Annotated in this window: 18 protein-coding genes; 10 read left to right on the top strand and 8 right to left on the bottom strand. The window is 45.8% G+C overall.

What is annotated here, in order from left to right:
- Nucleotides 1-6: 6 nt before the first annotated feature.
- Entirely contained in the window at nucleotides 7-390 is a 384-nt protein-coding gene (aroH, locus tag RIC07_RS24985) for a chorismate mutase (RefSeq protein WP_446396867.1), read from the bottom strand.
- Between the two features lie 243 nt (nucleotides 391-633).
- Nucleotides 634-1,458, bottom strand: a complete 825-nt coding sequence (gene sppA, locus RIC07_RS24990; RefSeq protein ID WP_446370336.1) for a signal peptide peptidase SppA — start codon at nucleotides 1,456-1,458, stop codon at nucleotides 634-636.
- 296 nt (nucleotides 1,459-1,754) lie between these two features.
- On the opposite strand from sppA, the gene RIC07_RS24995 reads away from it, so the two are divergent.
- Nucleotides 1,755-2,879 carry a DMT family transporter gene (locus RIC07_RS24995; protein ID WP_446396868.1) on the top strand — a complete coding sequence of 375 codons (1,125 nt, stop codon included), beginning with the start codon at nucleotides 1,755-1,757 and terminating at the stop codon, nucleotides 2,877-2,879.
- Between the two features lie 170 nt (nucleotides 2,880-3,049).
- Nucleotides 3,050-4,369 (top strand): peptidoglycan-binding protein, encoded by a 1,320-nt coding sequence (locus tag RIC07_RS25000; RefSeq protein WP_446396869.1) that lies wholly within the window; start codon nucleotides 3,050-3,052, stop codon nucleotides 4,367-4,369.
- Nucleotides 4,370-4,409: 40 nt separating this feature from the next.
- Here the strand turns inward: RIC07_RS25000 and RIC07_RS25005 are convergent, their stop codons facing one another.
- Nucleotides 4,410-5,789 (bottom strand): RNA-guided endonuclease InsQ/TnpB family protein, encoded by a 1,380-nt coding sequence (locus RIC07_RS25005; protein WP_446380346.1) that lies wholly within the window; start codon nucleotides 5,787-5,789, stop codon nucleotides 4,410-4,412.
- A 255-nt stretch (nucleotides 5,790-6,044) separates the two neighbouring features.
- Here RIC07_RS25005 and RIC07_RS25010 point away from each other — a divergent pair, with 255 nt between their 5' ends.
- Nucleotides 6,045-7,277 (top strand): DUF1501 domain-containing protein, encoded by a 1,233-nt coding sequence (locus RIC07_RS25010; RefSeq protein ID WP_446396870.1) that lies wholly within the window; start codon nucleotides 6,045-6,047, stop codon nucleotides 7,275-7,277.
- Between the two features lie 311 nt (nucleotides 7,278-7,588).
- On the opposite strand, the gene petL is transcribed toward RIC07_RS25010, so the two are convergent.
- Complete coding sequence (gene petL / locus RIC07_RS25015) at nucleotides 7,589-7,690, bottom strand: cytochrome b6-f complex subunit PetL (protein WP_044207473.1); 102 nt, start codon at nucleotides 7,688-7,690, stop codon at nucleotides 7,589-7,591.
- Nucleotides 7,691-7,778: 88 nt separating this feature from the next.
- Here petL and aroB point away from each other — a divergent pair, with 88 nt between their 5' ends.
- On the top strand, nucleotides 7,779-8,873 hold the full coding sequence (aroB, locus tag RIC07_RS25020) for a 3-dehydroquinate synthase (protein ID WP_446396871.1): 1,095 nt from the start codon (nucleotides 7,779-7,781) through the stop codon (nucleotides 8,871-8,873).
- 128 nt (nucleotides 8,874-9,001) lie between these two features.
- Here aroB and RIC07_RS25025 read toward each other — a convergent pair whose 3' ends face one another.
- Complete coding sequence (locus tag RIC07_RS25025; protein WP_446396872.1) at nucleotides 9,002-9,568, bottom strand: hypothetical protein; 567 nt, start codon at nucleotides 9,566-9,568, stop codon at nucleotides 9,002-9,004.
- A 658-nt stretch (nucleotides 9,569-10,226) separates the two neighbouring features.
- Here RIC07_RS25025 and RIC07_RS25030 point away from each other — a divergent pair.
- Both RIC07_RS25030 and RIC07_RS25035 read left to right on the top strand, forming a co-directional pair.
- Nucleotides 10,227-13,424: a PAS domain S-box protein gene (locus RIC07_RS25030; protein WP_446396873.1), complete on the top strand. Its 3,198-nt coding sequence runs from the start codon at nucleotides 10,227-10,229 to the stop codon at nucleotides 13,422-13,424.
- Nucleotides 13,425-13,475: 51 nt separating this feature from the next.
- Nucleotides 13,476-13,658: a hypothetical protein gene (locus tag RIC07_RS25035; protein ID WP_446396874.1), complete on the top strand. Its 183-nt coding sequence runs from the start codon at nucleotides 13,476-13,478 to the stop codon at nucleotides 13,656-13,658.
- Between the two features lie 404 nt (nucleotides 13,659-14,062).
- Here the strand turns inward: RIC07_RS25035 and recQ are convergent, their stop codons facing one another.
- Nucleotides 14,063-16,192 carry a DNA helicase RecQ gene (recQ, locus tag RIC07_RS25040; protein ID WP_446396891.1) on the bottom strand — a complete coding sequence of 710 codons (2,130 nt, stop codon included), beginning with the start codon at nucleotides 16,190-16,192 and terminating at the stop codon, nucleotides 14,063-14,065.
- A gap of 1 nt (nucleotide 16,193) precedes the next feature.
- On the opposite strand from recQ, the gene RIC07_RS25045 reads away from it, so the two are divergent.
- Nucleotides 16,194-16,541, top strand: coding sequence for a Cfr10I/Bse634I family restriction endonuclease (locus RIC07_RS25045; RefSeq protein WP_446396892.1), 348 nt, complete (start codon nucleotides 16,194-16,196; stop codon nucleotides 16,539-16,541).
- Between the two features lie 13 nt (nucleotides 16,542-16,554).
- Here RIC07_RS25045 and RIC07_RS25050 read toward each other — a convergent pair whose 3' ends face one another.
- Both RIC07_RS25050 and RIC07_RS25055 read right to left on the bottom strand, forming a co-directional pair.
- Complete coding sequence (locus RIC07_RS25050; protein ID WP_446396875.1) at nucleotides 16,555-17,754, bottom strand: DNA cytosine methyltransferase; 1,200 nt, start codon at nucleotides 17,752-17,754, stop codon at nucleotides 16,555-16,557.
- A gap of 103 nt (nucleotides 17,755-17,857) precedes the next feature.
- Nucleotides 17,858-18,853, bottom strand: a complete 996-nt coding sequence (locus RIC07_RS25055; RefSeq protein WP_446396876.1) for a DNA cytosine methyltransferase — start codon at nucleotides 18,851-18,853, stop codon at nucleotides 17,858-17,860.
- A 236-nt stretch (nucleotides 18,854-19,089) separates the two neighbouring features.
- Between RIC07_RS25055 and RIC07_RS25060 the strand changes: the two genes are divergently transcribed.
- The 3 genes from RIC07_RS25060 (at nucleotide 19,090) to RIC07_RS25070 (ending at nucleotide 21,323) form a co-directional block, all read left to right on the top strand.
- Nucleotides 19,090-20,280, top strand: a complete 1,191-nt coding sequence (locus tag RIC07_RS25060; protein WP_446396877.1) for an AAA family ATPase — start codon at nucleotides 19,090-19,092, stop codon at nucleotides 20,278-20,280.
- Nucleotides 20,274-20,894 carry a DUF4276 family protein gene (locus tag RIC07_RS25065; RefSeq protein WP_446396878.1) on the top strand — a complete coding sequence of 207 codons (621 nt, stop codon included), beginning with the start codon at nucleotides 20,274-20,276 and terminating at the stop codon, nucleotides 20,892-20,894. Before RIC07_RS25060 ends, RIC07_RS25065 begins: the two co-directional genes overlap by 7 nt.
- A gap of 75 nt (nucleotides 20,895-20,969) precedes the next feature.
- Complete coding sequence (locus RIC07_RS25070; protein WP_446396879.1) at nucleotides 20,970-21,323, top strand: DUF2442 domain-containing protein; 354 nt, start codon at nucleotides 20,970-20,972, stop codon at nucleotides 21,321-21,323.
- Nucleotides 21,324-21,346: the final 23 nt, after the last annotated feature.

A 21,346-nucleotide genomic window follows, 5' to 3' on the forward strand; every position in this document is an offset into this window, starting at 1 on the left:
GGTTAGTTAACTTAATTGAGCCAAACTCCAATCGGGTCTTAAATTTTTCGCTTGGCGCAGATAAGGGTGATAAATCTCGGTTTGGCTCACTGGGGTATTAATATGGATGAGGCATCGGATGCAGCGTTCCAGGCTTTCTTCCACATGCATTTGCTGGAGATCGAGTAATGCTACATTTTCCCAATGAGGACGTTCGCGTGCGATCGCGGCAGGAAAAATCGTATCCAAATCCCGTGTCGTTGTAAAGATTACACTGATCATTTCCTCGTGGTCGATCTGATTATGGGTTTCTATCTCATCTAAAAGTTCTGTTACAGCCTCTCGAATTGCTGCAACCGTATTTTCTGACACCGTTGTTGCCCCACGAATCGCTCGAACACGCCACTCCACTGTTGATATCCTCCTAAAAAGTTTTGAGTTTTGACCCTTCGCTTCGCTCAAGGGAATCTGGTTTGTAGGGGCGGGTTTAGGGATTTTCGTGCCAGCTATTGATGGTAATCTTTGTACAAAACCCGCCCTGACTAGGTTTTGAGCTTTGAACCTTCACAAGCTTCGAGGGCATGGTGCGTGAGTTAACTCTTTTGTTTTCCCTGCACCTCTGCTCTCCTGCTCCCCTGTTCCTGGAGCAAACCCCTAAGGTCGATAGAGCCAAAGCGGTTGACCACTGGTCGATAGTTCAAATTCTAACCAATTTATCCCTGCCGATAACCCCGAGTTCATCCGACCCGTATTGCCAGGAATCAAACGACTCAAGAGGCGCTTAGGTTCCTCAATCGTCTCACATTTTGTTTTCTCTGGGTCAAGACCCACCAGTTCGGCTGCCCAGCGACGGGCATCTTCTTCAGTGCCGAGGCGATCAACCACCCCTAAATCCAAGGCTTGCTGACCCGTAAAAATTCGACCATCAGCAAAGCTTCTCACCGTTTCCACCGCTAGGTTTCGTGCTTCAGCAACGGTTTGCACGAACTGCTGATAACTCGTATCAATCATCTCTTGCAGAATCGTCTTTTCGGGTTCAGTGAGTTCGCGGTCAAACCCCAGAATATCTTTGTAGGGACCCGATTTAACAACTTTGAAGGACACTCCAACCTTATCCAAGAGGCGTTCTAGATTATTACCGCGCAGGATAACGCCAATGCTTCCTGTAATCGTACCGGGGTTGGTCACAATATGTTCAGCTCCCATACCAACATAGACTCCCCCAGAGGCGGAGATATTCCCAAAACTGGCAATAATTTTCACCTTCTCCCGCAGGCGCATCAAGGCGCTGTAGATTTCCTGAGAGTCACCCACGGTGCCGCCAGGACTGTCAATTCGCAACAGTAAGGCAGGAAATTTCTTTTCTTCCACGGTTTTGAGCGCGTCTAGTACCCGTTGGCGAGTATTACCAGCAATCAAACCCGTGATTTCGATGCGAGCAATTTGTTTACGCGATTTAGGCTTAAAGGGCCAGGGCATATCGTTTCAAAAATAGGGATGTAGACACGAAGCGGTGTCCCGCCACGTTAAATACGTTAGCCAGCGTGAGAACCGCTATATTACTTTACCAGTTTGCACGATCTCAGACTTTTTGTCCGAATCATGTTTTCAGCACAGACCTGTCGAATGACGAAGGACGAAGGACAAAGGACAATAACCCATGACATTTTTGTCTCGTATGCTTAACATAAAGTAAAAATTGAGTACAATCTATGTAAAGAATCGTAAAAAAATATATCGGGTTGATCCCCAGCGTTGATAATAAACACGATCTTATGCAGCTCAAAATAACCAACCAATCCCCTTTTGCCCCCTTAAAGGGCGCACGCCGTGCGCCCCTACTGTTGATTGCACCGTTTTTCCTGTGGGGGACGGCGATGGTCGCGATGAAAGGCGTCATTCCCGATACAACTCCTCTATTTATGGCAGGAGTGCGTTTAGTCCCTGCTGGAGTGCTGATCCTAATTGCAGCATCGATGATGGGGCGTCCTCAGCCTAAAGGGTGGGCAGCTTGGTTATGGATTAGCCTGTTTGCGTTGATAGATGGTGCTTTATTTCAAGGATTTTTAGCCGAGGGCTTAGTGCGAACCGGGGCTGGCTTGGGTTCGGTGATGATTGATTCTCAGCCTTTAGCTGTAGCCTTACTGTCAGGTTGGCTGTTTGGTGAAATTATTGGTCTGTGGGGTGGCATAGGACTGGCAATTGGTATTGTGGGCATTAGTTTGATTGGGTTGCCCGATGCCTGGATTGTGAGCCTGCTCCATGGCAATGTGGCAACTGTGGAATTGAGTTGGCAGCATCTGTTTCAAAATGGGGAATGGCTGATGTTACTGGCGTCCCTGTCGATGGCTGTGGGAACGGTACTCATTGGCTTTATCTGTCGATATGCCGATCCGGTTGTGGCGACAGGTTGGCACATGATTTTAGGCGGATTACCCTTGTTTGCGCTGTCGGGGATGTGGGAATCTCAACAGTGGGTGAACATTGACTTAAGTGGTTGGATGGCACTGGCTTACTCAACAATATTTGGTAGTGCGATCGCCTACGGGTTATTCTTCTATTTTGCCTCTAAGGGGAATCTCACCAGTCTCAGCGCTTTGACGTTTCTGACTCCTGTGTTTGCCCTGCTATTTGGCAATCTGTTTTTAGGGGAAGTCTTGAGTTCCTTGCAATGGGTAGGCGTCAGTTTAACGTTAGTGAGTATCTATTTGATTAATCAGCGTCAGGAAATTGCTCAGGGATTAGCATCATTCCGCCAAGCCTGGACGACTGTCAATCAAACGGTTACCGCCGAACCCTTAACGACTAGCGATCGCATTATCCGCAGCTTGAAGGCGATGGGGTTAATTGCTTTACCGATCAAACTTCAGGATTCTGAAGTAGAAGGATTACCCCGCTAACCTATTTCAGCTTAAATAGCCATTGCCTCTCACATCAAAATCTTCGATTTGACATGAGAGGAATGGCATTTAATATAGGAGTACGTCACAAGTAAGGATCTGAGCTATCTTGGAGTGAGACTACAATAGGCAAACTATCATGGCAAACCCTTCAAGTTCCTAATTTCCCTATGACTTGCCATCGCTCCCCTGTGTTTCTAGCTGCCTATATGACCTGCCTGGGTGGGTTTATGGGCATTGGTTCTTTTGTGGGATTAAATCCTGCGATCGCCCATTCTTCGGTTAACCTATCCCAACCCCTAGTCCTCGCCCAATCCCCAAGTCCTAAAGGCATTGAGGAATTACCCCTGCAAGTGGGTAGTCGAGGTGAAACGGTGCAAGCCTTACAGACTCGACTGAAAAAGCTAGGCTACTATGAGGGCGATACTGATGGCGTCTATGGAGACACTACCCGGCTAGCCGTTATTGAATTTCAAGAGTCAATCGATCTCAACGCTGATGGTGTTGTTGGTTTAACAACATGGACTAAGCTGCAAGCAGCGGCGGCGGAAGTTCCTGAACCTGATAATTCTCCGGCGGAAGTAGAAAATGCTGAGGAGGACAACCAAAATGCTGAAAAAGCTCAATCCAACAGCCAGCGCAAGCAACTCTTGTGGATACTCGCCGGTTTGTCTGGAACCTTAGTCGTATTTGGTGGAGGCTTATTCTTTTTAATCAAGGTATTGGATAGTCCCAAAAAAGAGCAAGCCTCTGCCAAAGCCGAGGATTCTCTGCCCTCTTCCCCTCCAGAGGAACCGGAACCGCCCATGGTAATGTCGAGTAGCAATGGGCTAGAATCATCACCTGTCGCATCGGTTGATACCCCATCTCCTGCTTCTGAAGCCGATAAAAATGGATACAATCCTTCAGGATTAAGCGTAACTAACTCCCACCTGACTGAATCGTCATCCCCTGTTGAACCTTCACCTAGAACCTCACTGACTAAACCCAAGAATCGGCTAGCGAAAAAAAATGGGGTCAATCAGTTAATTAAAGACTTACAAGACTCTGATCCAGCCAAACGACGCAAAGCAATTTGGGAACTTGCACAGCGGGGGGATTCCAGGGCGGTACAACCGTTGGTGAATCTAATGCTAGAGTCTGATTCTCAACAGCGTAGCTTAATTGTAGAAGCGCTATCCCAAATTGGCATGAAGACACTCAAACCCATGAATCGGGCGTTAGCACTTTCCCTACAGGATGATAATCCCCAGGTACGTAAAAACGCGATTCGGGATGTGACCTTGATGTATGAATTAGTGGCACAAATCAGTCAGTTATTATCCTATGCCTTAGATGATCCGGAGGCTGATGTTCAGGAAACAGCGCGTTGGGCATTGAGTCAGCTAGAACGAATTCGCACACCTGCCACAGTGAATAGTTTACCCCCTTCCCATAGTCCCCTCAGTTTTTCGGAAAATCAGCTTAAAGAACCGCCCATGTTTGATTGACATCTCCTCTCCTTAAAAGAGAGAGGATTCTGAGCTGATGTTACGCGACAGCTTGAAAGACTGTCGCTTCACATTTCTCACGATATGATCGTCTCAAGTGAGAAAACAGGTCATATCGTTTCGGCAGTGCCAAGCTGCCCTTACCCACCTTGGCTAGGTTTATTCCTAGATGTGTGGCTACTTTCCTGATTATGTTTGATGCCCCGTTGCAGTCGGCATTAATCAATTGACCGCCAGATACCCGATAAAGTCCACGTTTCACTCTCGTCCCCGATGGTGTCCACCCTACGGGTTTTTCACCGTGCTTCGGTAATGAATCACCATCCAAGAATGATGCTTGGCTTGTATAAGCTTCCTCGGTCAGGGTTAGTACAATTCCGTATTCCGTGCAAAGCTGCTTGAGACGTTCAATCAGTCTGCCTGTGGGGATGGGCATGAAGTTTTGATTACCCCGTTTGCCCATCTTGGGACTGTTTTTCTGTCCCTCGTTCCACCCAATAACCAGATTGCCGATCCCGTCAGCTAAACACCGATTGATGATGAATCGTGCCGCCTTATTAATGGCATCCCTCATCTGGTTATTCCGCTTGCGCTGCACTCGGTCTAGGTTGCCATCCCAATGAAATTCGGGCTTACCCTGTTTGTACTTAGCGACTAAGCGGCAATACCCCTGATTCATTGACTTGAGCTTGCGCCCATCAATGATCAGACTCTTCCCTTGAGTTGATACTCCGGTTAACCAATTAGTGCCGCCGTGGTCAAATCCCCACGCTTGGGAATAATCCAGACTGGGGTTGACTTTGACGGGTTCTTTTCCGTCGTCTATCACCCAATCAATCCAAAACTCACCAAGCCAAGGACGAACCGTCACTTCTTTGACCCAATCTGAATCAATGAACTCTGGCAATGGCAACTCAACCTGAGTAATTAATTCAGGTTTAGATTCTTTGCTGATGGATGGGCGAAAACATCCATCTTTGTAAGTTAAAGCCTGTTTGGGAAAAGTTACCGCCGCCAAACCACCTTTTTTTCTGTAGCCAGGTAATGATGGACGGTTAACTTCACCCTGATAATAAGCATCAACTAAACCATTGTAACTCTTGATTGACTCACCTACAGACTTCAACGTTTGCTGTGCAGATTGAGCGGCTAGTGCTTTATAATGCGGGTTAAGTTTGAGCTGCTTGTCTAGCTCAGGGTAAGTCGTGCGACACCTGTAAAGCTTCCAGCCACACCGAAATTCATCGCTTCGCCAATAAAAAGCAAGAGCGTTGGACTGCTTTTCTCTCCACTGATAATAAGTCTGCCTAGTGTGATAAATTGCACAATTAATTAAGCTGTTAGCATTCTGGCACTGGTTCACCCAATAGGCTTTCTCCTCATCAGTAAAATTAGTTTTAATTGGAATAGTTTTATACAGTTTAATCACCTCATTTATTGTTTATTATGACTAGACGTTTTAACCCTTTTGAATACGGTCAAACCTTTATTAGACAATAGTTTTAGCGTCAATCCGCCCGGACTATGGATACTATGCCAAAACCGATCGCCAAAAATCTCTATTGCCACAACCTTGACAAACTGACTCTTTTACCCTGTGATTAATGATATCCTTTGTGTGTGCAACAGCTAAACCGCCCCGACTTTCAATTTTCCCTTTCCGTCACTTATCCCCATGAACCGACGCAAATTTTTACAATACGCTAGCCTTTTGACTGCTGCTGGACTTACTCCGATTGGGTTGCATGGTTGGGCGGCTAGAGGAATGGCTTCCACGACTACCAACAAGCGACTTATTGTCATATTCCTGCGCGGTGGTATCGATGGATTAAATGTGGTGGTTCCCTATCAAGACCCAGACTACTACGAAGCCAGACCCAGAATTGCTATTCCCCAACCCAAAGAAAAGGGAGGAGTGCTAGATTTAGATGGTCGTTTTGGCTTGCATCCCGCCTTAGCTGACCTGATGCCTTTATGGAAACAAGGGAGTTTAGCGTTTGTCCATGCTTGCGGATCACCGGATACCACTCGCTCTCATTTTGATGCTCAAAATTATATGGAAAGTGGAACTCCTGGCGATAAAACCACGTCCGATGGTTGGATGAATCGGCTGTTAGCAACTCTCCCTCAAGCAGGACCCACTCAAGCTGTTAATATCGGTTCGATGATCTCGCCTATTATGATGGGTAACAGTTCTGTGGCTAGTCTACCACCGGGAAATAAAGCCACCCGTTCTCTGTCAGTAGACCGTTCTCAACTCAATGCAGCCTTTGAACGCCTTTACCAGGGGAATGATCCGATTCATCTAGCTTATCAGGAAGGACAACAAGCGCGAGAAATTTTGCTGGCTACCCTGGCGGCTGAAATGCGGGAAGCTGACAACGGCGCACCCCCTCCAAATGGATTTGCTAAAGATACCCGGAATCTGGCGAGGCTAATGGTTGGAGATTCCCAGACTCAATTGGCATTCATGGCGTTAGGTGGCTGGGATACTCATATTAATCAGGGAAGTAGTCAGGGTCAGTTTGCCAATAAACTGAAATCTTTGGCACAAGGATTAGTGACTCTAGTCCAGGAATTAGGATCAGTCTATTCCGATACCGCGATCGCTATCTTATCTGAATTCGGTCGCACGGTGCAGGAAAATGGCAATGGCGGGACGGATCACGGACATGGTAACGTGATGTGGATTTTAGGGGGTGGGATTCGTGGTGGTAAAGTTTATGGGGAATGGTCCGGTTTGAGTGAATCGGCGTTATTTCAAGGACGAGACTTAGCCGTCACCACCGATTTTCGAGACGCGATCGCATCCATCTTAGAGCAACATATACAACTTAAGGCAAATCAAGTTGCTCAGGTTTTTCCTGGCTTTACCTCTAATCATCGTTTGCAGTCAGCCTGGAAATAAATTTCTGGCTGATAGCGAAACTCAGCTAAAGCTGACTAGAGGTTTTAACCTGATTTTAACAGGTTTTAGCTTTTAGCCGGAACTTGAGTCAGCCTGGAAATAAATTTCCGGCTGATAGCTAAAGTCAGCTAAAGCTGACTAGACATTTTAACCCGTTTTAACGGGTTTTAGCTTTTAGCCGGAACTTGAGTTCACGGCTATACTCCTAGACGGGTGGTGGTAAATGAGTAGTAGGTTGGGTTGAACAACGTGAAACCCAACCAGAATTTGTTGGGTCTCATCTCTCGGTTTAAATCAACTCATCTCTCGGTTTAAATCAATTTGACCGCTTTGAGACCAAAAAACAGGGCTAGGGCGACACCCGTAGCACCACCGAGGATTAAAAAGTAGGCAACAATTCCAGATCCAGACATTTACCGTTCTCTCAAAAACGTCTTACTTTAAACCATTAAATCATTAAGTGGGATAAAATACAGCCCACAGTTGCTTGGGGCAAATCAGATGAAGTCAGTGATTCGGGTTGAAGTACCACCGCAGTCTTACGATATTGCGATCGCGCCAGGAAGCTTGGATGATATCGGCGTCTGGATGAGTCGGCTGAAACTAGGGAAAAAGGTTCTCCTCGTCTCCAATCCCGCCATTTTTCGCCGCTACGGGGAACGGGCGATCGCGGCGCTGAAGTTAGTCGGCTATCAGGTGTCTCATTGTACCTTACCCGCAGGCGAACGGTACAAAACCCTCAAATCCATTCAAAAAATCCATGATGCTGCCCTCCAGAACCGCTTAGAACGGTCTTCCACCATGGTGGCATTAGGGGGAGGCGTAATTGGGGATATGACCGGGTTTGCGGCAGCTACCTGGTTACGGGGGATTAATGTGGTGCAAGTTCCCACCTCCCTGTTAGCTATGGTGGATGCCGCCATTGGCGGTAAGACAGGAGTCAACCATCCCCAAGGCAAAAACTTAATTGGTGCGTTTCACCAACCCCGCTTTGTGTTAATTGATCCGCAAGTCTTACAAACCTTACCCCCACGAGAATTACGGGCGGGAATGGCAGAGGTGATTAAATATGGCGTAATCTGGGATGCTGAATTATTTACTAAGTTGGAGAGTACAAAGCGTCTCGATCAACGGCGGTATTTAGAGGATGAATTATTGTCCTTTATTTTATCCCGTTCTTGCCAAGCCAAAGCCGATGTTGTTAGTCAGGATGAGAAAGAAGCCGGATTAAGGGCAATTTTAAATTATGGTCACACGATTGGTCATGCGGTCGAAAGTTTAACCGGGTATAAAGTGGTTAATCATGGCGAAGCGGTGGCAATTGGCATGGTTGCGGCGGGTCAAATTGCTGTAGAACTTCAGATGTGGACACCGCAGGAAGCGGAACGTCAAAAGGCGTTAATTGAGAAAGCCGGATTACCGACTCAGTTACCACCAGGATTGGATATTGATGCGATTATTGATACCTTGCAAACCGATAAGAAAGTCAAAGATGGCAAAGTGCGATTTATTTTGCCTACTGAAATCGGTCATGTCACCATAACCGATCAAGTTCCAGCCGATGTCATTCGCCAAGTTCTGAAGGATAAATTATGAATTCCCTATTCCCCATTCCCTATTCCCCATTCCCTAACCAATGACAAATGACCAATGACAAATGACGAATGACCAATGACGAATGACCAATGACAAATGACCAATGACAAATGACAAATGACCAATCACTAACGACGATAAAACCCTTGTTCCCTTGCCATAGAAAGCGCCATGTAGAGAATATTCTGTCGTTCAATGGCAGGAAAGCTAATCGTATAAATCATCTCATTTTGCTGCCACATCACCGTAGAGAAAGGGTAGGAGGGATTTTGCTGAGGTCCTTCAATCAGATATCCCGCCACAGTAGGCGTTAAAGTAATGCGATCGCCTAGGGTTTCATGGCGTTGGAGATCACGCCTCGCACTCGCCGACTGCTTGGGGTGTACCGAAAAGCTACCCAGTAAGCAGGAATTCGGACTGCGATCGCAGGTAAACAGACTTACCATATAACTTGGGGGGGCTTCCGAGGGAAAAACCCGGACGATCAGTTGGTTTGGATCAATATCCAACAGATCATTCACTCGTAACTCAGTGGGTAAGCGCATGGCTAACCCCACAGGCAAATTTTTTTGGATACGTCCCATAAACGGAATAAACACGGGTGCAGGTTGGGCTGCAACCGCTACCGCCAAACTGAAAACACCGAGGAACAGTGAGACTCCCCAGAAACAACGTTGCCAAATTCGGTAGAACACTTCACCTCAATCCAATTTTGAATGGCACTGAATTAAGCCCTGAACTAACGATGATAGCGGGTCGTTGACCCATTTTTATGAAGAAAATGTAAAGCTATCCTAAAATTGGTTAAGATCGTAACACAATGCCCCTGATCAGAAGCGGTAAACGCCTCATCAGCGTGAACTTGCACGTTGCCAAAATAGGAGAAACATGGTTAACCTCTCTTCCCCGCCCCTTTCCTGGAGCGCAACTTCTCCCTTGTTGCTATGTGATAAAACGTATTACCTTGGTGCTAACGTACCAATTGAATAGGGGAAACATTGTGAATTTTCTTTCCAAGCAGCACCTGAATAGCCAGGAAAGTGGAAGTCTGAATCGAAGTATAGACGTTAATTTTGGTAGCGACAGCCTTGACCAACGAGTAGGTTTAGGAACAGGCTTACCTACTTTGAGCAGACAAGGATTTGGTTGGGCTAACCTGAATAGTACACTAAAGCCCTTCTTTAAACAAGAGTTTCCTAATGTGTTTAAGCTATGCACACATTGTCCTATCTTGAAGCCAGGATAGGGTTTGCTCAACCAGACAACATCGATCACACTAGAGTCATCACATCCATGGCAAGGACGTAACACTCGTGCATCTAGCTTTGACAAGGGTAAGGAGTAGTTAAGTTAATGAACACGCTAGTATTGAGTAACACAACAGTCAACCTTGAGCAACTCTATCCAGATCGCCATATTGATGCGGCGGCTAAGGCAACATTTGACGATTTAACTCGGTTAGCGGCTAGCGTTGTCCAAACTCCGATCGCACTCATTAGTCTCTGTGATGCCAAAGGTCAGTGGTTGCCATCACAGGTGGGTTTAGACACCGATTCCACACCGCAATACTTAGAGTTTTGTCGCCAAATCCGCCAGGAGATAATAACAGAAAATAAGCCGTTATTAGTGGTTGAAGATACTCTAGCCTCTGATAAATTTCCAACAACTTCACTCCCGATCCGATTTTATGCCGCCGTTCCCTTAGTTACCCCTAACGATGAAACGGTGGGTATTTTATTAGTTATCGACCGAGTTCCGCGACAGTTGACGGTGCAACAAAAGGATGCCCTAGCCTCATTAAGCCGACAGGCGATCGCGCAGTTAGAATGGCAAAAGAAAGTAATTGACTTAGAATCCCAGGTTCATCAATGTCAACGGCTGGAAAAAGCCTTACAAACATCCCCACAGAACCTGATCGATATGAAAGTCGCGCTGGATCACTCGTCAATTGTCGCGATTACAGATTCTCACGGTAAGATCCGCTACGTTAACGATAAATTTTGCCAGATCTCTCAATATTCGAGGGATGAACTTTATGGCGCTAATCATCGTTTACTCAATTCTGGCTATCACTCACACCAGTTTTTTAAGGACTTGTGGGACACGATTTCTCAGGGCAAAATCTGGCGTGGCGATATTCAGGATCGCGCCAAAGACGGCAACCTCTATTGGGTGGATACGACGATCGTGCCGTTGGTTGATGACCAAAGTAATCCTTATGAATATATCTCAGTTTGTAAGGATATCACCGAACAAAAACAAGCCAAGATTGAACTGGATCGCTTTTTTAGCCTCTCACCTGATTTAATGGCGGTGATTGGTTTCGATGGTAGGTTTAAGCGAATTAATCCCGCCTTTGAAAAAACCTTAGCCTATAGCCAGGATAAACTTCTCTCTCAATCATTCCTCGATTTCGTACATCCTCATGATCACAGCGCTACATTAACCGCTTGGCAAACCCTTTTAAGCAGTCCGTCAGATATTTACTTTGAGCATCGTTATCGATGTCGAGATGGATCATATAAATGGCTGGCTTGGAACTGTTTACCTTTAGCCGAAGCAGGTGTCATCCATGCGATCGCCCGTGATATTACCAACACCAAGCAACGAAAAGCTAGTCTGCTAGAACGATCGCGTCTGTCTACCTTAGAAGCCGATATTGGCGCTGTTCTCGTGGGACAAAATGGCAGTCTAGGTGAAAGTCTTAAACGCTGTACCGAAGCCATGATCCGCCATCTAAACGCCTTGGGTGCTGGGATTTGGACAGTGGCGGGCATCACAGACGAGACGCAAATGCCCTTAGTCTTAGAATTGCAGGCGAATAGTGGTGAACAGTTACCCACACACCTATTCCCTCAACGCATCCTCACCAACCAAGGCTTAATCGCCAAAGTCGCCCAAACTCTCAAGCCGATTCATCGTCCGATCTTAACGCCGGGACATGACTTGTCCAACAAAACCTTTATCGGAATTTATCCCCTGATTGTTGAATCTCGTCTGGTTGGGTTTATTGCCCTACGAAGTTGCCAACCCTTCTCTAAAATTGTGCAAGGGGTATTAGGATGGGTAGCAAATGCGATCGCGGTAGCCATTGACCGGATTTGGGTACGCGAAGAACTCCTCAGTCGCCGGGAAGCCTTACTGTTTCAGTTAGCTAGCCAAATTCGCAATTCCCTAGAACTCGATACGATTCTAGACATAGCCGTCACGGAAATTCGGGGATTGCTGGAGGTTGACGGCTGTCACTTTTTGTGGTTAAAGTCCAACGCCGATCAACCCAGTTTAAGCGTTACCCACGAAGCACGAGATCCCAATTTACCCAGTTTATTAGGCGACTGTCTTCCCCCACAACTTACCCCCTTAGCGGACATTATTCACCGATTACATCCCCTGCGAATTGATGATGTCAGCCAAACCCAAAACTTAGCCCCCGAAACCCGATCGCTACTCGCTGACTGGGGAATTACCTCAGGATTAGTGTTACCGCTACAAACGAAAACCGGACAACTGGGGGCGATTATCTGTAGTCATTATCAGGGTTCGCGCCAATGGAGCGATCGCGAAGTTAAATTGCTGCAAGCTGTCGTGGATCAACTCGCGATCGCGATCGAACATGCGGAATTATTTGCCGAAACCCGGGCGGCGGCGCAAGCGGCTCAAACTCAGGCAAATCAATTAGAACAAGCATTACACGAATTGCGGCAAACCCAATCCCTGTTAATTCAGACCGAGAAAATGTCTACAATCGGTCAAATGGTAGCCGGAATCGCCCACGAAATCAATAATCCGGTTAATTTCATTACCGGAAATCTTAGTCATACGACGAACTATATTGGAGACTTATTACAACTCATCGAATGTTATCAACAGTACTATCCCAATCCGCTGCCAAATATTCAAAACTTTATTGAAGACATTGAGTTATCCTTCCTCATCGAAGACTTGCCGAAAATGCTCTCTTCAATGAAAATGGGAGCCGATCGGATTCAAGAAATCGTGATTTCCTTGCGGAATTTCTCGCGGCTCGATCAAGCCGAAATGAAGGCAGTTAATATTCATGAAGGCATTGATAGTACCTTATTGATTCTTCGCAACCGGATGAAACCTTGTGGGAATTCTCCAGGAATTACGCTGATCAAAGAATACGGGGAATTGCCTGCAGTTGCCTGTTATGCGGGTCAACTGAATCAAGTCTTTATGAATATTATTAGCAATGCCATTGACGCCTTTGATGCTTTAATTAAAGCCGAGGAAAGTGCCACAGAAAAGAGCCAATCAACCCTGAATCCAACGATTTGGATTAGCACCGAGGTTGTAGACAAGAATCAAGCGGTAATTCGGATTCGCGATAATGGACCCGGAATGAGCGAAACCGTGCGCGATCGCTTATTTGATCCCTTCTTTACTACAAAACCAGTGGGTAAGGGAACAGGGTTAGGCTTATCCATTAGTCACCAGATTGTGGTGGAAAAACATGGCGGTATTCTAAAATGTCATTCTGAACCGGGACAAGGAACAGAATTCTGGATTCAAATCCCAATCACTGATTGATGTTACTTGAACTTGAAGGGGTGACAAGCTCGCGTCAAAGGTAGGCAGGGTATGGGGTGTGGGGTGTGGGGTGTGGGGTGTGGGGTATGGGGTATGGGGTGTGGGGTGTGGGGTGTGGGGTATGGGATGTGGGGTATGGGGTGTGGGGTATGGGGTGTGGGGTATGGGGTATGGGGTGTGGGGTGTGGGGTGTGGGGTGTGGGAAAAATCTTAGAGAAACACAAAAACCCATAAGATGAGATAGGGTAAGGAGCGAGCGATCTCCAGGCGAGCCAACGAATAAACAATTTTGGTGACTCAATTTTGGTGACTCTCTGAGTAAAGTTCAACACCTCGACTCTGCGGCAATTGAGCCTATCGAAATTCGGTGTTGACGCTGAGCGGAGTCGAAGCGTCAATTTTTCCCGACACCCGACACCCTAAACCCGACACCCTAAACCCGACACCCTAAACCCGACACCCGACACCCGACACCCGACACCCGACACCCGACACCCGACACCCTAAACCCGACACCCTAAACCCGACACCCTAAACCCGACACCCGACACCCTAAACCCGACACCCTAAACCCGACACCCGACACCCGACACCCTAAACCCGACACCCGACACCCGACACCCTAAACCCATCAATCCTTAACTCTTCTCCCGAATCCACCACGATCGCACAAGTCGAATTTCACCATAACTATAATCCTCTCCCAACTCTTCCCGCAGGCTTCTCAGGGAGTTTGTCCCAACATTCTGAATCGCTTGCAAGATGGGCTTTTGCCGTTCTGCTGCTACTAATCGGTTTAAATCTATAGGCTGATTCTTCTCAATTAGCTCACTTAAGTGAGTAAGAATGGTGCTAGGAGCATAACCCCGTTTTTCCGCAATTTCCTCTATACTTAACCCTTGCTGATACAGTTGTAAGGTTACCATTTGGCTATTTGAAGGCAGAGGAACGGGTAACTTTTGCCCCTGACAAAACTCTCGAACTTCCGACACAAACCGCTCGCCGTACTGGGTCAACTTATGAGCCGTTACCCCCGATATTTGAGCAAACTCCTCCAGGGTTTTAGGTTTTATTTGAGCCATTAACTTAAGGCTAGAATCAGCGAAAATCACATAAGGGGGAATCGCTTGAGTATCCGCGATTTGTTTACGTAGTTTTCGCAGTCTCTCAAACAGCAATTCAATTTCCGCCGTTCTCGGATTAACATTGGATATAGCTTTTGCTACAGGGGTTTGAGTAATCGCAATATGCACAGAACGTTGTTTGCGAAGCACTTCCCAACTGCGTTTATTCAGCTTCAGTACCCGATACCCATCCGTCGTTTCATCCATTAACCCCTGATGCAAGAGCGATCGCGCCAGCATTTTCCAAGCGTCAATGCTTTTATCCCTGCCAATTCCATAAGTTGAGAGGAGGTGATGTCCATTCTGTTCTACCTTCTTTTTCCGGGAACCCCGCAGCACGTCAATAATATGAGTCATGCCAAATCGTTCCCGACAACGCGCCACACAGGACAAAAACTTTTGCGCTTCAATTGTCCAATCTTCAACGGGTTTAGGATGACAACAATTATCGCAGTTATCACAATTTCCCTTAAACCGTTCACCGAAATATCTCAATAAAATTGTGCGGCGACAATCGGTTCCTTCAGCGTAGTCGCGAATTTGCTGTAACTGTTGACGGGCAACGCGCTGTTCTCTCGGATCAGGTTTTTGATCAATCAGATAATCCAGTCTAGGCACATCACCGGGACTATAAAAGAGTGTACAATAGGCAGGTTCTCCATCTCGTCCTGCCCGTCCCGATTCTTGATAATACCCTTCTAAATTTCGGGGTAAATCGTAGTGAATCACAAAGCGGACATCGAGTTTATTAATTCCCATGCCAAAGGCAATAGTTGCCACAATCACTTGCACGTCATCGCGAATAAAACGATTTTGATTACTGGATCGGTCAATGTCACTCATTCCTGCATGATAAGGCAAGGCTGAAATGCCATCTTTTTGCAGCCGAAATGCTACTTCTTCAACACTGCGACGACTGAGACAATAGATAATTCCCGATCCTTTATGGGATTGAACTTTTTTGAAGAGTTGGTTATAGCTTTGGCGCTGTTTGGGTTGAATTTCGTAGTAAAGGTTGGGGCGATTAAAACTGGCAATATGGATACTCGGTTGACGGAGTGTAAGTTGTTGGACAATATCCTGCTGCACCCGCTTGGTAGCCGTAGCGGTAAGCGCCATCATGGGAATATCAGGATACCGTTGACGTAACTGTTTAATTTGCCGATATTCCGGGCGAAAATCATGTCCCCAGGCTGAGACACAATGCGCCTCATCAACCGCAAACGCCGAAATTCCCACCTGCGATCGCACTTGTTCTAAAAAGGGAGCAAATCGCTCTGCCAGTAAGCGTTCTGGGGCAACGTACAGCAGTTTAATCTTACCGTTGAGGATTGCCATTTCCCGCGATCGCACCGCATCCCAACTCAAGGTACTATTAAGAAATGTCGCCCCAATGCCGTTATCCACTAAGGCATCCACCTGATCTTGCATCAGCGCAATTAACGGCGACACCACCACCGTTAACCCTGGTTTAAGTAAAGCCGGGAGTTGGAAACACAGCGACTTACCGCCCCCCGTGGGCATAATAATCAGCAAATCACGGTTCTGAAGCGCTTCTTCAACGATTTGCTGCTGTCCTGGGCGGAAGGTAGTATATCCAAAAAACTGTTTGAGGGCGTCCCCCAAGGATTGCAACTGATACATGATGGATGCTGTGGGCGCTTTTGACTCAATCATTTTGACATCTCCTTGGTATTTTATACCACCCAGCGGGTATCCTCACGCCCTTAAAACTTCAAATCGCCCTGATCGGAGATATCAACCCTTGTTTGAAGCAGCCATGATTAAAGCAATGAGATATATTTTACAACAGAACTGGAAATATTATATGGTTGCCAGTGAACTGAGTGATGCCGATCAAACTATATTTAGTACAGCAATTGCTCCTCATGGCATTGCCATTGAACAAGATTCCCGCCTTGTAGATGGAACATACTTATATAACTACAAGCTGGATTTAGTCCCATTAGTCGAATCGGCTATTCAAGAATAATTAACTAAGAACCTCAAAGAATCGACAGGGGTAACTCTAGTTGCTTTTGACTTGGCTGTTCGTAATGCCATTCGGTTGTTGACAAAAAGTCTAGAATACTTTGAGCAATAGCCTTGGATGCTAAGTAAGGAACACCATTACCAATTGTTTTAAACATATTGGTCAGTGACATTTTATCGGGAAGGACAAAAGTTTTAGGTAAAGATTGTACAGCAAGCGCTTCAGCAACAGATAAGCGACGCGCTTTATAAGGATGCAAGTGGACTTCGTTATTCCCGTAACAAGCCGTAGGAGAGTAACGCCATCGGTGAAGACGTTTGTATGACTTTCTGGAATCATCTCCCTCCGCCACAGAAAGAAATCGCTTGAGACCAGCTCTTGGTTTAAAATGATGTTGAGCATTCGGATGGTTGAGGACATCGTTTTGCCTAAACCAATATTCAACCGTTAGTTCCTGAATAATCTGATTAGAGCAAGGCAAGTGAGAATTTTCCTGAAATGGATCAGTTGCAGCCCAAGGACAAGAAAAAACGGTCTGTTTCGGATATAAAATATAAGTCGTCCAGGGAAAAATTCCTTCAGGCATAAATTTTGCACTTTGCTCAACGGGGAGTTTTATATCTCTGATTAAGCTTTTACGAAATCCGAGCAGGATAATCCTCTCCCTATCTTGAGGAACACCGTATTCTATGGCATTGACTAGACGCTCTGTTAATAGATAGCCAGCCTGGTTTAGCTTTTCTTTAAGCTGTTCAAAAAAAAGGCGGTGTTTTTTCGTTTTCCACAATCCTTTAACATTCTCAAATAAAAAGAAATCCGGTTGATGTTGGCAAATTAATTCAACATAAGCAGCAGAAAGCTTACCATTATCACCGTCCTTACCTCGATTTTTTCCCCCAACTGAGAAATCCGGACAGGGAGGTCCGCCAAGAAAACCGACAATATCTTTAGATTTCCGAGCATCCTGGATTAAATACCAGAGACGTAGGGCTTGTTCCCCTTCTGTCAGTTGCTCAACATTTCCATTGTCGGCATAATGGTATCCATATTCAGGTAATGGCAGATTCAGAACTTGTCTAGAGTAACGGTAAGCCTCCATATAGGAGTGATTCATTTCATTGACATAAACGATATCAAAACCACTGGCTTCAAAGCCTAAATCGAGAAATCCAGTTCCAGCAAAGAAAGAGAATAGTTTTGGGCGAATGCTCATTGATCAATTCTAAAAGATAGGAATATTATACCACTTTAGATAATAAATAATCAGGTAATTAGGTGAGGGCGCAAGCCTTGCGCCCCTACAGTTGGATGTACTATTAAATCTTGAGAATCACTACATTTTTTTGTAAATAGGCTTTTACCGAACAGGCTAAAGCTTTTGCCAAAATGGGAGGAACAGCATTGCCAATTTGGTTACATTGACTTTCTTCAGTACCCTTGAATTCAAACCAATCCGGAAAACTTTGCAAACGCGCTCCTTCACGAACCGTTAACCGTCGTCTACGTCCATCGGGTAAACGGATACGCAACATATCACCTGTAGGAGCGCTTAAATTTCGGCAAGTAACGGTTCTCGACGGGGCGTCAAGGTGTAAATCTCTGGGTCTAATGCACTTAGAGGCTCTCTCGTATTTTTTGATATATTCATCCATACTGGGAGTGAGAAACTTAGCGTTTGAGGGTACAATTAAAGCGAATTCTCCCAGGGCTTCACCAACCGTATACGGTGAATTTTTATGGGTTTTGGAATGCCATTCCCATCTGCCTCGGTGAGCCACACAAAAAAGACGTTCTCTTCGCTGAGGAACACCATAATGTGCGGCGTTGAGGATATCCCATTCAACGATATATCCTAGTTCCCTGAGAGCGCTGACAATTTCTTCAAAATAGGTTTTATTGCGAAACAGCATTCCCCGCACGTTTTCAAATAACGCAAGCTGGGGGCGATAGGATTTCACCGCGTCAAGAAATATGGGGAAACCATCGCGACTGTCTTTGAGTCCCCGTTGATGTCCACCAACACTAAAGGGTTGACAGGGTGGACCACCAATGATGACATCGGCTCCATCGACTAAATCGGGTTGGCGTGTTAGCGTAGTCTGATAGCAGAAACCATGGAGGTTGTGCTGATAAGTGGTGCAGGCGTCTGCTAATTTTTCATAACCGATAGTTCTAAATCCTGCGGCTTCAAAACCTAGTGCTAGTCCCCCACAGCCAGCAAATAGATCAATCACCAAAGGTGCTGTCGCATCAATGGGGGGAAGTTGAAGTTCTTGAGAGAGGAAATCAAGATAGGGGAGTTGGTTTCGCATTCTCCTATTTTAGGACGCGATCGCACGCTTATCTTCTTCATACCTTAACCTTGAATTGATAGGTCAGCCTTTAGACGCAGCATAGACATCTCTACGACGACGGGTTTAGGTTTGGATAAGACAACATTCACAGCAGTGATAACAAAAAGTAAGAGAAGCCGCAGCAGTTGCCAATGCTGTTGAACCTAGGGCGGAGTCAGCATATTATGACAGGTAATGAAAGCTAAAGTAAAGAAATGGAAGGTAAACAGTTTATTCGCACGATGCGATTGCAAAACTTACTATCCTACGGAGATGAAGGTGAAGAAATCGCACTCCAACCCCTTAATGTGCTGATTGGTGCCAATGCATCTGGCAAGTCGAACTTAATTGAAGCCATTGGACTTCTGAAGGCAACTCCCACAGATTTAACTGCCCCAATTCGTAAAGGCGGAGGCGTCAGTGATTTACTTTGGAAAGGTCAAAAAGAAATTCCAATAGCTAAAATTGAGGTGACTATAGATTACCCAGAAGGACTGATGCCGCTTCGCTATCGCATGGGTTTGAGTGTAGTTGGTCAAAAACCAGAATTGGTCGATGAAGCAGTGGAGAATGAATGCTCCTACCCCGGTGAAGATGATGTCTATTTTTATTATCGCTATCAACAAGGTCGTCCAGTTTTAAACATTAAAAATCCATCTGATGGGCAAAGAAGTCAACGTTCGCTACGTCGAGACGATCTGATTCTCGATCAGTCTGTTTTATCTCAGAGGAAAGATCCAGATCAATATCCTGAACTTACCTATATAGGTAATCAATTTTCCCAGATTAGTCTATATCGTGACTGGCATATCGGACGAGATTCAGAACCGAGATTGCCACAGAAAGCTGACTTACCGGAACACCCTTTGTTAGAAGACGGGAGTAATCTCGGACTTGTTTTGAACAACTTACAGCACCAAGTAGGAAGTCGAGCAATTATCGATAAACTCAAAACATTTTACGAAGAAGCAGAAGAACTATCCGTAAAGATTTATGGCGGTACAGTTCAAATATTTATCCGCGAGGAGGGTTTAATTCAACCAATCCCTGCAACTCGTTTATCTGATGGTACACTGCGCTATCTATTTTTACTGGCTTTACTTCTTGACCCCACCCCACCGCCACTGATATGTATTGAAGAACCAGAGATTGGCTTACATCCAGACATGATGTCTACTATCGCTGATTTGTTAGTCGAAGCGTCTGAACGAACTCAGTTAATTGTTACAACGCATTCAGAGGCTTTAGTTTCCTCTCTTCCTCCTGAATCAGTTTTGGTGTGTGAGCGAGATTATCAAGGAACTCATCTACGCCGACTTAACCCTGAACGGTTGCAAAAGTGGCTAGAAAATTATTCTTTAGGTGAACTCTGGAGCATGGGTGAGATTGGAGGAACGCGATGGTAAAAGAGATTCGTATTTACATAGAAGGGGGTGGAGATGATCGGGATACAAAAAGGCAAATGCGGCAAGGATTTAGCGGGTTTATGAGAGATCTGGTGCAGATAGCGCGGAGCAAGCGAATCAAATGGGATATTATTGTCTGTGGTTCTCGTAATAATGCTTTTAGCTCTTTTAAAAATGCTATAGAAGATTATCCTGATGCTTTCAATGTCCTACTGGTTGACTCAGAGGGAACAGTAAAAAAACGACCTTGGGCGCATTTGAAATCTAGGGATAATTGGGATTCACCTAGCGTTGATGATACCCATTGCTATTTAATGGTTCAAGCAATGGAGGCTTGGTTCATTGCCGACATTGATGCCCTCAAAAAATTCTATGGGAAAGGATTTAAAGAAAATTCAATTCCTAGAAATCCCAATGTCGAGAAGATTGATAAGGATTCGTTAGAGCCAAGTTTAAAGCAAGCTACTCGCCATACATCCAAGGGTGAATACCAAAAGATACAACACGCTTCAAAGCTTTTAGGATTATTGGATGTTGCCAAAGTACGTCAAGCCGCACCGAATTGCGATCGCCTCTTTACCACTCTTGCCCAAATTATGGGAGAGACAATCTGAAAAGGTAGACTGTCAAAGCGTTGAAAATCGTAACTGAACATCAAATAGAATGACTCAAAAAATGGGAGGAAATTCATGGTTAATTCAGGTTGGGATGAGACAAGGCTCAAAGCCGCGATCGCAAAAGCAAGAGAAGCCGCAGACATTGCCAATGCTGTTGAACCGAGGGCGGAATCAGCATATTATGACCAGAGTCGCGATCGCGTGGTAATTAATTTGAAGAGTGGGGCGACGTTTAGCTTTCCCCCAACATTAGCGCAAGGGTTAGCCGATGCTTCTCCAGAGGATTTGGCTGAGGTTGAAGTGACGCCATCGGGGGATGGGTTGCACTGGGAGAAGCTGGATACGGATTTTAGTGTTCCGGCGCTTTTGGCTGGTGTGTTCGGCACGGCAGCGTGGATGGCTCAAGTTAAGATGAAGGTAAGTTAGGGCGCGATCGCTTTCCCCTGTCA

Source organism: Coleofasciculus sp. E1-EBD-02, from assembly GCF_040218245.1.
Lineage (GTDB): Bacteria > Cyanobacteriota > Cyanobacteriia > Cyanobacteriales > Coleofasciculaceae > Coleofasciculus.

Excerpts from the sequence above, each read along its gene's own strand:
- recQ (WP_446396891.1), bottom strand. The coding sequence starts at position 16,192 with ATGTATCAGTTGCAATCCTTGGGGGACGCCCTCAAACAGTTTTTTGGA.
- RIC07_RS25060 (WP_446396877.1), top strand. The coding sequence starts at position 19,090 with ATGGAAGGTAAACAGTTTATTCGCACGATGCGATTGCAAAACTTACTA.
- RIC07_RS25010 (WP_446396870.1), top strand. The coding sequence starts at position 6,045 with ATGAACCGACGCAAATTTTTACAATACGCTAGCCTTTTGACTGCTGCT.
- sppA (WP_446370336.1), bottom strand. The coding sequence starts at position 1,458 with ATGCCCTGGCCCTTTAAGCCTAAATCGCGTAAACAAATTGCTCGCATC.
- petL (WP_044207473.1), bottom strand. The coding sequence starts at position 7,690 with ATGTCTGGATCTGGAATTGTTGCCTACTTTTTAATCCTCGGTGGTGCT.
- RIC07_RS24995 (WP_446396868.1), top strand. The coding sequence starts at position 1,755 with ATGCAGCTCAAAATAACCAACCAATCCCCTTTTGCCCCCTTAAAGGGC.
- RIC07_RS25030 (WP_446396873.1), top strand. The coding sequence starts at position 10,227 with ATGAACACGCTAGTATTGAGTAACACAACAGTCAACCTTGAGCAACTC.
- RIC07_RS25050 (WP_446396875.1), bottom strand. The coding sequence starts at position 17,754 with ATGAGCATTCGCCCAAAACTATTCTCTTTCTTTGCTGGAACTGGATTT.
- RIC07_RS25055 (WP_446396876.1), bottom strand. The coding sequence starts at position 18,853 with ATGCGAAACCAACTCCCCTATCTTGATTTCCTCTCTCAAGAACTTCAA.
- RIC07_RS25000 (WP_446396869.1), top strand. The coding sequence starts at position 3,050 with ATGACTTGCCATCGCTCCCCTGTGTTTCTAGCTGCCTATATGACCTGC.
- RIC07_RS25035 (WP_446396874.1), top strand. The coding sequence starts at position 13,476 with ATGGGGTGTGGGGTGTGGGGTGTGGGGTGTGGGGTATGGGGTATGGGG.
- RIC07_RS25065 (WP_446396878.1), top strand. The coding sequence starts at position 20,274 with ATGGTAAAAGAGATTCGTATTTACATAGAAGGGGGTGGAGATGATCGG.
- RIC07_RS25045 (WP_446396892.1), top strand. The coding sequence starts at position 16,194 with ATGGATGCTGTGGGCGCTTTTGACTCAATCATTTTGACATCTCCTTGG.
- aroB (WP_446396871.1), top strand. The coding sequence starts at position 7,779 with ATGAAGTCAGTGATTCGGGTTGAAGTACCACCGCAGTCTTACGATATT.
- RIC07_RS25070 (WP_446396879.1), top strand. The coding sequence starts at position 20,970 with ATGGTTAATTCAGGTTGGGATGAGACAAGGCTCAAAGCCGCGATCGCA.